The organism is Lachnospira rogosae (ex Hitch et al. 2025), assembly GCF_040096455.1.
Lineage (GTDB): Bacteria > Bacillota > Clostridia > Lachnospirales > Lachnospiraceae > Lachnospira > Lachnospira rogosae.
This window is the reverse complement of the sequence record NZ_JBBMER010000006.1, coordinates 108,928-120,984: the sequence shown is the minus strand read 5'-3', so window position 1 is coordinate 120,984 and position 12,057 is coordinate 108,928. Positions and strand designations below refer to the sequence as shown.

The following is a 12,057-nucleotide window of genomic DNA, read 5'->3' as shown; positions in this document are numbered from 1 at the left end:
TCAGAACAGAGGTCCACCGGACCTCTTGACACCCATCTCGCATAACACACGGGGGTGACTATTATTTATTTCTGTATTAGCAACATTTTTGACTGGTTTATGAATTTTGTTCGTGACTATTTTTTATTTATATTATATAATGAATTTTATATGGGTTGTGTATTATTAGTTAATAGCAGATAACCTGATTTCATTGATTTATTATAATAGAAAAGGAACTTATTAATTTATGAAAGAAAGAGAACAATTTGGTTCAAGAATAGGTTTTATTCTTGTATCAGCAGGCTGTGCTATCGGCCTTGGTAATGTATGGAAGTTTCCATACATATGTGGAATGTACGGAGGGGCAGCTTTTATAGTTATGTACCTTATATTTTTAGCACTTCTTGGACTCCCTATTCTTATATGTGAATTCTCAGTTGGACGAGCAAGCCGCAAAGGTATGGGAAAAGCATTTGATGTACTTGAACAGAAAGGCACGAAATGGCATCGTCTTAAATGGATGAGCATAATTGGTTCGTATCTTCTTATGATGTTCTATACTATGGTTGGAGGCTGGATGATTTATTATGCATTTCTTGAATTATCTGGTAAGCTTTCTGGTCTTGATAGTGCAGAAATCACAGCTACATTTAATGGTCTGTTATCACAGCCTGGAATAATGTTTATATTTTCATTTATCGCCATTATTTTATCATTTGGCGTATGTGCACTTGGACTTAAAAATGGTGTTGAACGAATTACAAAGGTTATGATGTCGCTTCTTTTAGGACTTATGGTAATTCTTGCAGTTCATTCATTTGTTCTTCCTAATGCTTCTGTTGGTATTAAGTTCTATCTTGTACCTAATATAAGCTTAGTTAATCAGTCAGGTATTGGCGAAGCCATATTTGCTGCTATGACACACGCATTTTTCACTTTAAGTATAGGTATCGGTGCTATGGAGATTTTCGGCAGTTACCTTGATAAGAAGCGTTCACTTACAGGTGAGGCGGTAAGCATTGTACTTCTAGATACATTTGTTGCTTTAATGGCTGGATTTATAATTATCCCTGCCTGCTTTGCATACGGAGTAAACCCTGACAGTGGTCCTTCATTATTATTTATAACTCTTCCTAATGTATTTAATAATATGACTGGCGGAAGAATATGGGGCTTTATGTTCTTTTTATTTATGTCATTTGCAGCTTTATCTACAATTATCGCTGTGTTTGAAGAAATCGTAGCTATGTGGATGGATATAACAGAATGTAAGCGAACCAAAGCCGTAGGTATTAATATTATAGCTATTACTGTATTATCAATTCCTGCAATTCTTGGATATAACCTGCTTTCAGGTATACAGCCTATAGGTGCAGGTACAACAATTATGGATCTGGAAGATTTCCTTGTATCCTACAACCTTCTTCCTTTAGGAAGTCTTGTTATAGTTCTTTTCTGTACAAGAAAAAACGGATGGGGATTTGATAACTTTGCTAAAGAAGCTAATACTGGAGATGGAATAAAGCTTCCATTATGGTTTCGAAAATATATGTCATATATCTTACCTTTGATAATTACAATTGTTTATATTAAAGGCTACTATGATACTTTCTGCAAACAGCCTTTAGGCATATTCATCGGCTGGATGTGTTTCGCTGTGTTACTTGTTGTTATAATATATCTTATAGCACTGCTTACAGGACACAAATCAAAACAACAGTAGAACATACAACAACTTAATTTCAATTTGATATTGGATATTACTTATAAAAAAACGGAGGTCTATTATGAAATTATTAGAAGATCGTATAAGAAAAGATGGAATTATAAGAGAAGGAAATGTACTTAAGGTTGACAGCTTTATTAACCACCAGATGGATATTAAACTTTTTGAGGAAATGGCTAAAGAATGGAAAAGATTATTTGCTGATAAGAAGATTAATAAAATCCTTACAATTGAGGCAAGTGGTATTGGTATTGCCGCTATCGTTGCAAGAGAATTTAATGTACCTGTTGTATTTGCCAAGAAGTCTAAAAGCATTAACCTTGATGATAATAACTTCAGCACTAAAATCCAGTCATTTACACATAGTAAAATATACGATGTGATTGTTTCAAAAAAGTTCTTATCACCAGAGGATCATATTCTTATTATTGATGATTTCCTTGCAAATGGATGTGCATTACTTGGTCTTACTGACCTTGTTGAAAGTGCTGGTGCAACTGTTGAAGGTATCGGTATTGCGATTGAAAAGGGTTTCCAGCAGGGTGGAAAGATTATAAGAGAAAAAGGTTATCAGCTTGAATCACTTGCAATCGTTGAAAGTATGAATGCTGCTGATAACACAATTACATTCAGATAGGAGATATATTAATGAACGAACTTACAGAATACATTCCGGCATTGTATGCTACTTTCTGGTCATTAGTACCACCTCTGGTAGCCATTATACTTGCTCTTATTACTAAGGAAGTATATAGTTCACTTTTTATAGGTATTGTAATTGGCGGACTATTCTATGGCGGATTGTTTACTGCACATTTTAGCTTTGAAACTTCTGTTACACATATATTTAATGATGGACTTGTAGGTGTGTTATCTGATCCTGCTAACATTGGAATACTTATATTTCTTGTAATTCTTGGAATAATGGTATGTATGATGAACAGAGCAGGAGGTTCAAGTGCATTTGGCGAATGGGCTTCCAAAAGAATAAAGACAAGAACGGGTGCTCAGTTAGTATCTATTCTTCTTGGTGCACTTATATTTATTGACGACTATTTTAACTGTCTTACAGTTGGAAGTGTTATGCGCCCTGTAACTGACAGCCACCAGATTTCAAGAGCAAAGCTTGCTTATATTATAGATGCAACAGCAGCACCTATATGTATAATAGCACCTATTTCATCATGGGCTGCCGCTGTAACAGGCTTTGTTGAAAGTGAGGACGGATTTTCTGTATTTATGAAATCTATTCCTTATAATTATTATGCATTGCTTACAATATTCGCATTACTTATGTTTGTAATATTAAAAGTGGATTTTGGTCCTATGAAGCTTCACGAAGATAATGCTGCTAAGGGTGACTTGTATACAACACCTGACAGGCCATATGCTAATGCTAATCCTGATGTAATAAAAGGCAACGGCAAGGTTATTGACCTTGTATTTCCTATTGTTTCATTAATTATATGCTGTGTTATAGGTATGATATATACAGGCGGTTTCTTTAGCGGAACGCCATTTATAGAAGCATTTTCTGATTGCGATGCTCCTGTAGGACTAATGCTTGGAAGCTTCTTTGCAATGGTAATTACTGTATTCTTCTATGCTGTAAGAAAAGTTCTTCCATTTAAAGAATCATTTGCCTGCATACCAGAAGGCTTTAAAGCTATGGTTCCAGCAATCCTTATCCTTACTTTTGCATGGACACTCAAGAGTATGACAGACAGCTTAGGTGCTAAAGAATATGTAGCAGGTCTTGTAAATGGTGCTTCTGGAAGCCTGCTTAATTTCCTTCCAGCCATTATATTCCTTGTAGCGATATTCCTTGCATTTGCAACCGGAACAAGCTGGGGTACATTCGGTATTCTTATACCTATTGTTGTTAATACGTTTTCTGGAACTGATAATACTATGATGATTATATCTATATCTGCTTGTATGGCAGGTGCTGTATGCGGCGACCACTGTTCACCTATATCAGATACAACTATTATGGCATCGGCTGGTGCACAGTGTAACCATATGAACCATGTATCGACACAACTTCCTTATGTAGTTGTTGTTGCCGCAGTATCATTTATAACATATATAATTGCTGGTTTCATACACAATCCTGTAGTTCCTTTAATTATAGGTATTGTGCTTATGACTCTTACAATTATTCTTATCAAATATATTGTAAATCAAAAACAATCTAATTCATAACAATATACGTTAGTGCCGGATTTACTTTTGGCACTAACTTTACTTTATAATTGATCAAATTAAAGCTATTAATACATTAGGAGTGCATATGAGTGAAACTAAAGTAATAATAATAATAGTGCTTTTATTTATAATTGCAGTACTTCCATTTCCAACCGGACTGCTCATTTATAAATTTAAATCAGAAAAACTTAAAAAACAGTATGCAGATGAAGCTAAAAAAGCAGACGAATCAGAAAAATCAGAAGACAGCAATAAATCTGTCAAATAAACGTAATGATAATAATCATTTAACAAATAATTAGCTCCCTTCTAAAAAGGTAAGTTAAATACTTAAAACTTGCTATTTAGGAGAGAGCATCTCAATAATTTTATTCTATGACCTGTTGTTTACTATCGTCAACGTTATGAGCAAATTGTGGTATCTGTGCAATAATGACCGCTGTGAATACTAATATACAGCCGGTAAGTTCCCTTGTGCTTAAATGTTCACCTAATAAAATCCAGCCTGCAAGTGCAGCAAATACCGACTCAAGGCTCAATACAATGGCAGTCACTGATGGCTTGGCATATTTCTGCCCAATAATCTGAAAAGTGTAAGCAATTCCACTTGACATAACACCTGCATATAATATTGGTATTATTGCTTTCATAATGCTGTTAATGTCTGCTTTATCAAATATAAGCATTAATATTCCTGACAATATTCCACTTGTTAAGAATTGTATACAGGATAATTTAACACCATCTGCTTTATCATATTTATCTACCGTAAACATATGTATTGTAAATGCAACAGCACACATTAACTCTAATATATCCGCAACATATATTTCGTTAATTCCACCCGCAATACACAAAAGATACATTCCCGCAATACACACAAATGCAGCTATTATGGTAAGCTTATGAAGCTTTTGTCCCATAAATACTGAAACAATCGCAATCATAACAACATAAGTCGCTGTAAGAAATCCAGCTCTCCCTGATACAGCAACTCCATCAGGATATGTATTAATCCCTATCTGCTGCAAATTCATCGCTATGCAAAGTAGAATTCCGCATATAACACCTTCTTTTATAGGCCATTTATTCGCATCAGTTAAATAATCTTTCTTATTAATAATGTAGTTCTTCTTATATATATTGTAATTATTCTCACTTGGATTATCATATCTATCAGAATATTTTCTCATATCTAATATTGCAATAACAATAAATAAAAATAATGCCCCGATAATATTCCTACAGGCATTAAATGTAAACGCTCCAATATTATCACCAGCACTTGTCTGTGCAACAAATGCTGTACCCCATATAAATGCGGCAAGCAATAATATAAAAGTTCCTTTTAAATTCTTCATAAATTAATAACGCTCCCTTTAAACAATAATCAATGTTTCCATAATAATTAATAATTTTCACACCATATAATAGTATATTAATCAAATATATTATGCAAGGTATTGAGAATTTTTCTTTTTAAGCTTAAAATATATACACTTGTTTAAACAAATAAAAGATATTAAATCAGGAGGCATATGATAATGAAAGTATTAATGTTAAACGGTAGTTCACATATCAATGGAACTACATTTACAGCACTTAATGAGATTGGAAAAGCTCTTAATAATGAAGGAATTGACTATGAAATATTCCAGATTGGTGCAGATGCAGTAAGAGATTGTATTGGCTGTAACCAATGTACACCTGATGGTTGTGCATATACTAAGGACAATGTTAATGAATTCATTGCCAAGGCAAAAGAAGCTGATGCGTTTGTATTTGGAACACCTGTATATTATGCCCACCCAAGTGGAAGAATTCTCTCTTTCTTAGACAGAGTATTTTATTCAAGTTCTAAGACCTTTGCTTTTAAACCAGCCGCAAGCGTAGCTGTTGCAAGACGTGGTGGAACAGTTGCTTCATTTGACGTATTAAATAAATATTATGGAATATCACAGATGCCAGTAGTAAGCTCTACATACTGGAATAACGTCTATGGCCGCAATGAGAACGAAGCCGTTATGGATTTAGAAGGCTTACAGACAATGCGCAACGTAGCTCATAATATGGCTTGGATGTTAAAGTGTATTGAAGCTGGTAAAAATGCAGGTGTCGCACTCCCGGCTACTGAAAGAGAGGCTAAGACTAACTTCATAAAGTAATAATTATTGCATTTTACCCTATAATCCTGTAGAATTATAGGGTAATTTATTTATAACATAACATTAGTAATATTTAATTATTCTATAATTTACACTGGAGGTCATTATGAAAGATTATTCTATTAATACTAAGTGTGTTCAGGCTGGTTATACACCATCGAATGGTGAGCCTCGTCAAATTCCTATTATCCAATCTACAACTTTTAAATATGATACAAGCGAAGATATGGGTAAGCTATTTGACCTGGAAGCATCAGGATATTTCTATACAAGACTACAGAATCCTACCAATGATCACGTTGCTGCCAAAATAGCAGCCCTTGAAGGTGGAACAGCCGCAATGCTTACATCATCTGGACAGGCTGCTAACTTCTTTGCTCTTTTTAATATATGTGAATGTGGCAGTCATATCGTTGCATCATCATCAATATATGGTGGAACTTTCAATCTTATTTCAGTTACTTTCAAGAAAATGGGAATAGACGTTACATTTGTTTCACCTGATGCATCAGAAGAAGAACTTAATGCAGCATTTAAACATAATACCAGAGCTATGTTTGGTGAGACAATTGCCAATCCAGCTCTTACAGTTCTTGATATAGAGAAATTTGCAAAGGTTGCACACACACATAATGTCCCTCTTATTGTAGATAATACATTTCCAACCCCTATTAATTGCAGACCAATCGAATGGGGTGCTGATATTGTCACTCACTCAACAACTAAATATATGGATGGTCATGGAGCTGCTGTCGGAGGTGCAATAGTTGATTCTGGTAATTTTGACTGGATGGCACATGCAGATATGTATCCAGGACTATGCACACCAGATGAAAGTTACCATGGAATTACTTACGCAGAAAAATTCGGAAAAGAGGGTGCATTTATCACAAAGTGTACATCACAGCTTATGAGAGATTTAGGATGTATACAATCCCCACAAAATGCCTTTATCCTTAATCTTGGACTTGAATCTCTTCATGTAAGAATGCCACGCCACGTTGAAAATGGACAGGCAGTAGCTGAATTTCTTGAAAATCATCCTAAAGTTGAATATGTCAGCTATCCTGGTCTTAAAAGTAATAAATATTATGAAACAGCCAAAAAATATATGCCTAAAGGTGGCTGTGGTGTAGTATCTTTTGAAATCAAAGGTGGAAAAGAAGCAGCCGAAAAGTTCTTAAAGAACCTTAAGCTTGCTGCAATAGAAACACACGTTGCTGATGCAAGAACATGCTGTCTTAATCCTGCAACATCCACACACAGACAGCTTAATGATGAACAATTAAAAGAAGCTGGTGTTCCAGCAGGACTTATAAGAATTTCCTGCGGACTTGAAGATAAAAATGACTTGATTGCTGATATATCTGCAGCACTTGATACAATTTAAATAAATATTCATTATCAGCTTTAGCATATTAAGCTTACAAAGGCTCCGGACATTACTATAACAATAATGTCCAGAGCCTTTATTAATTTTATGAGATTTTTATATGATTTTTAAAATTATGAAGCTTGTATGTCCTAATATCTAGTGATATAATTAACTGTCAAATTATAGTAAATGGAGATTGAATATGAGTACAATTCTGCGTATTTTTATAAAAGATTTGCGTGGCATATGCCGCAATATATTTGCACTTATTATTGCCATAGGATTATGTATTATTCCATCATTATATGCGTGGTTTAATATTTATTCTAACTGGGATCCCTATGCTAATACTGCTTCAATTAAGATTGCTGTATACTCTGAGGATACTGGTTTTGATATGGATGGCGAATATCAGAATATGGGTAATAGTATTATTGATAACCTCAAAGAAAATGACAAACTCGGCTGGACATTTACAAAAGATATGGAAAGCACAATTGACGGAGTTAAAAGCGGCAAGTACTACGCCGCAATAGTAATCGGCGATAATTTCAGCCGTTCAATGATTAATTTCCTTAATGATAATATGGAAACTCCTTCTGTTACATATTATGAGAATGCCAAGAAGAACGCTATTGCCAGCAAGATTACACAATCTGGAAAGTCTACTTTACAGGAAACTATTAATGAAACATTTATTGAAACAGTTGTAGTTACAATTCTTAATTCAACTGATGCTGCTTCTCTTACAAAGACCAATGTATTATCTGACATATCAGATAAATTAACGGATATAAGCAATAACTTATCTGAATACAACGCTTCAATCAGTATGTTTAATGCAAGTAATGACAACCTTTCAGATACTCTTAAAAAGACAGATGCACTTGTATCTGATATGCAGAGTAATATGTCAGAAGAGAATATTGAGGCTTCAAAGAATACAGCTAACAATGCAATTGATGCTTATACTGCCAATATCAGTGCATCTCTTACCAGATTAACTGATATTAACACTAAGCTCACCGGCAAAATTGAAACATTACGCGGAAAGATTGCAGACTATAAGAATAATCACACACTTGTTACCAAGCTTGATATTATCAAACAGCTTGGCGAACTTAACAGTTTAATGAATGAAGTTATTAATGCTAATAATGAGTTTAATAACAGCCTTAAACCAATACTTGAACATTTCAAAGATATTGATAATGATAACGGCGGTAATAACCAGTTCTTATATGACAGTCTTATAAGTTCACTTGACCTTATGCCTGCACTTCTTAAGACAGCCGCACAGAATATGACAACATTTACACAGTGGTATACAGACTCTAAGGCTGACCCTGCTAACATATTTACATATATGGATGATGCACTTGTACAGTGTGAGAACTCTATTAATTCACTTAATAGCATACTTACATCAAGTATTAACGATTCAGTTGGCAAATCTGGTGAATTATTTAAGACTTCCATCAACTCTATCTACGACTCACTTGTATCTGCTTCAGACAGCCTTTCTGCCATAAGTACTATTATTAATGGCGTAGACAGTACACTTTCTAGTGTTAATTTCACATTAGATACTATGGGGGAACTTATCGGCAATGTACAGAATACTTTAGATAAAGCCAATACAGAGCTTGCTGCATTAAAAGACGATGGAAAGTATGAGCTTATGCAGAAGCTTCTTGACAAGGATTCATCTGAATACGGCGAATTCTTCTCATCACCTGTTAAGGTTACAACTGAAAATGTATACGAAGCTGTTAATTACGGAACAGCAGTAGCACCTTTCTATACAACTCTTGCTTTATGGGTTGGAGGTCTTCTCCTTACAGCACTTATCAAGACATCTCCTGATGACAGGGAAGAATTTAAAAATGCTACATTAACACAGAAATATTTCGGACGATATTTAATATTCTGGCTTATGGGACAGATTCAGGCAGTTATAACAGTTCTTGGTGATATATATTTACTTAAAATATACTGTGTGCACCCAGGAATATTTATGCTTACCGCATCACTTGTAAGCTTTGCATTTACATTGCTTATATATACACTTACACTTTCGTTTGGTGATGTCGGTAAAGCTTTAGCCGTTGTTCTCGTAGTTATTCAGATTGCTGGTTCAAGTGGTACATACCCTATTGAACTGTTACCATCATTCTTTAGAAATGTATATATATATTTCCCATTCCCTTATGCTATCAATGCCATAAGAGAATGTGTAAGTGGTTTCTACAGATATGATTACTTCATACTTATGGGACAGCTTATGCTATTTGTTATAGGTACTTTATTCCTTGGTCTTTTCCTAAGAAAGCCATTTATGAAGCTCAATCATTATATGCATCACCGTATGCACGATACTAAACTTATGTAGATTAATTGATGAATGAGGAGGAGTTTATGTCTGATATTAAAGATGAAATATCTGTAAATATAGATACTGCTGCGAAATCAGTAGATATGATTAAAGACTATTACTATAGAGAACACAAACGTAACAAAGACAGAATTAAATACGGAATAATAGCAATGTTAGTAATTCCCATTATATTCCTTACCCTTTTATTTGTTGTAAACAGCTCTAAAGTTATATTTCTTGTAATGTGGATTGCTTCTTTATTTATTATAAGCGGCTATCTTATTGCCATTGAATATAAAGATTATAATATGACCGAAAATCTTAAAGATATTGTTGGTAATGAGTATGATGACTCACTTATTGATACAGCGAAAGCCATATCAGATATTACTAAGAATTATATCAAGAATGGAGGTTCAGAAGAATAATATGAAAAATATATTTCGAGTATTTGCTAACGACTGGAAAAGAATTGGGCGAAATGTTGTAGCTTTAGTCGTTGTAATGGGACTCTCTGTTCTTCCATCATTATATGCCTGGTTTAACATTTTATCCAACTGGGACCCTTATGGTTCTGACTCAACATCTAACATAAAGGTCGCTGTAGCATATGATGATACCGGAATTGATATTTCAGGTATGAATGTAAATATAAGCACCAATATTATAGAAGCACTTAAGACCAATGACACTATCGGCTGGGTATTTACTGATACGTCAGAAGAAGCCATTGAGGGTGTATGGGCAGGAGATTACTATGCAGCATTGATAATGCCTGAAGATTTCTCTCGTGATATGGTAAGCTTCTTAGCTGATAATATGACACATCCGGAGATTATCTATTATACTAACCAGAAGAAAAATGCCATTGCCCCTAAGATAACAGACAAAGCCAAGACAGCAGTACAACAACAGGTTAATGCTACATTTATAAGCTCACTTACAGAAGCTATAATGAAATCTGCCGATATTGCTGATAATATAGGTGCAATTAAAGACTCTGATGGTAATAATATTAATAAGGAAAATGTAAGCGGCAACTCAATATTAGATATATTAATAGCCAAATTACAGGTTGTTAATACACAGGTGTCTACATTTGACAGCGTGCTTACTGCCGTTTCCAATATAATAAGCACAGCACAGTCAACATCTGATACTGCAGCAGCTATATCGCCAGATTTATCAGTGAAATTTGACAGTGAAAAAGCAATTCTTAATGAATTGAATAATACTATAGGAAAGAGTAATCTTATAGACTCAACAATATTTGCTAATATTGCCAATGATATTAATACAATTCAGGGATATATGAATTCTGTCTCTGAAATATATGATGATATGGGATACAATGTTGCAGATTTTGATAATTCAATAAGCCAGATGGGCAGTTCTATTGCTAATACATTAGAGCTTGTACATAACCTTGAGAGCCAGTTATCAGACTCAATAACCAAGCTTGTTGATTTTAAGAGCAGTGGTACATATTCATTATTACAGACTGCCGTCGCATTTAATACAGAAGAACTTGCATCTTTCATATCTGCTCCTGTTACTATCGGAACAGTTGACTTGTATCCAATTGAGAATTATGGCTCAGCTATGTCACCATTCTACTCAGTATTATCAATATGGGTTGGTGCATTAATATTAGTTGCCATTATCCATGTAAAGGTTCATCCTTTTGGCGGATACAATATTACCTCTGTTCAGGCTTTCTTTGGAAGATATTTAACATTTTTCCTTATAGGACAGGCACAGGCATTACTTATAACACTTGGTGATTTATTCTTTATTGGAATACAATGCCTTCACCCATTTAAGTTCTGGTTAGCGGCATCATTTACTTCATTCGTATTTACAATGATTACATATTCACTTACAGTTGCCTTTGAAAATGTCGGTGAAGCCGTTGCTGTAGTTATTATGGTTATTCAGGTTGCCGGTGCTGGTGGTACATTCCCAATACAATGTCTTCCAACTGTATATCAGGCAATATACAAATACCTCCCATTCACCTATGCTATGGACGCCCTCAGAGAATGTGTCGGTGGAACATATAGCTGGTATTACTGGAAATGTATTATTGCATTATTGATATATGTAGGTATATGCTTATTTATCGGACTTGTCGTTGCCATACCTTGCAGAAAACTTAATGCTACAGTTAACAAGAGCAAGGAGAAATCGGGAGTAATGATATAAAATAATATAATATTAAATA

10 protein-coding genes are annotated in these 12,057 nt (G+C 34.5%); 9 read left to right on the top strand and 1 reads right to left on the bottom strand.

Annotated features, from left to right (window positions below; all coding sequences use genetic code 11):
- Nucleotides 1-229: 229 nt before the first annotated feature.
- The 4 genes from WMO14_RS09215 to WMO14_RS09200 all read left to right on the top strand — a co-directional run bounded on the left by WMO14_RS09215 (nt 230) and on the right by WMO14_RS09200 (nt 4,184).
- Nucleotides 230-1,705, top strand: a complete 1,476-nt coding sequence (locus WMO14_RS09215) for a sodium-dependent transporter (protein WP_055175348.1) — start codon at nt 230-232, stop codon at nt 1,703-1,705.
- A 64-nt stretch (nt 1,706-1,769) separates the two neighbouring features.
- The gene (locus WMO14_RS09210) at nt 1,770-2,345 is read left to right on the top strand and encodes a xanthine phosphoribosyltransferase (protein ID WP_055175351.1); all 576 of its coding nucleotides are present in this window, start codon (nt 1,770-1,772) and stop codon (nt 2,343-2,345) included.
- Nucleotides 2,346-2,356: 11 nt separating this feature from the next.
- Nucleotides 2,357-3,913 carry a Na+/H+ antiporter NhaC family protein gene (locus WMO14_RS09205; protein ID WP_055175353.1) on the top strand — a complete coding sequence of 519 codons (1,557 nt, stop codon included), beginning with the start codon at nt 2,357-2,359 and terminating at the stop codon, nt 3,911-3,913.
- A gap of 88 nt (nt 3,914-4,001) precedes the next feature.
- The gene (locus WMO14_RS09200) at nt 4,002-4,184 is read left to right on the top strand and encodes a hypothetical protein (RefSeq protein WP_022502530.1); all 183 of its coding nucleotides are present in this window, start codon (nt 4,002-4,004) and stop codon (nt 4,182-4,184) included.
- 100 nt (nt 4,185-4,284) lie between these two features.
- Here WMO14_RS09200 and WMO14_RS09195 read toward each other — a convergent pair whose 3' ends face one another.
- Nucleotides 4,285-5,277 carry a DMT family transporter gene (locus tag WMO14_RS09195; protein WP_055175356.1) on the bottom strand — a complete coding sequence of 331 codons (993 nt, stop codon included), beginning with the start codon at nt 5,275-5,277 and terminating at the stop codon, nt 4,285-4,287.
- A 183-nt stretch (nt 5,278-5,460) separates the two neighbouring features.
- Here WMO14_RS09195 and WMO14_RS09190 point away from each other — a divergent pair, with 183 nt between their 5' ends.
- From WMO14_RS09190 to WMO14_RS09170, 5 genes are all read left to right on the top strand, one after another.
- Nucleotides 5,461-6,081 carry a flavodoxin family protein gene (locus tag WMO14_RS09190; RefSeq protein ID WP_022502528.1) on the top strand — a complete coding sequence of 207 codons (621 nt, stop codon included), beginning with the start codon at nt 5,461-5,463 and terminating at the stop codon, nt 6,079-6,081.
- A gap of 106 nt (nt 6,082-6,187) precedes the next feature.
- Nucleotides 6,188-7,471 carry an O-acetylhomoserine aminocarboxypropyltransferase/cysteine synthase family protein gene (locus tag WMO14_RS09185; protein WP_055306478.1) on the top strand — a complete coding sequence of 428 codons (1,284 nt, stop codon included), beginning with the start codon at nt 6,188-6,190 and terminating at the stop codon, nt 7,469-7,471.
- 187 nt (nt 7,472-7,658) lie between these two features.
- Nucleotides 7,659-9,848 carry a YhgE/Pip family protein gene (locus WMO14_RS09180; protein WP_349153715.1) on the top strand — a complete coding sequence of 730 codons (2,190 nt, stop codon included), beginning with the start codon at nt 7,659-7,661 and terminating at the stop codon, nt 9,846-9,848.
- Nucleotides 9,849-9,874: 26 nt separating this feature from the next.
- Entirely contained in the window at nt 9,875-10,261 is a 387-nt protein-coding gene (locus tag WMO14_RS09175) for a hypothetical protein (RefSeq protein WP_022502525.1), read from the top strand.
- 1 nt (nt 10,262) lies between these two features.
- Nucleotides 10,263-12,038 carry a YhgE/Pip domain-containing protein gene (locus tag WMO14_RS09170; RefSeq protein WP_055175365.1) on the top strand — a complete coding sequence of 592 codons (1,776 nt, stop codon included), beginning with the start codon at nt 10,263-10,265 and terminating at the stop codon, nt 12,036-12,038.
- Nucleotides 12,039-12,057: the final 19 nt, after the last annotated feature.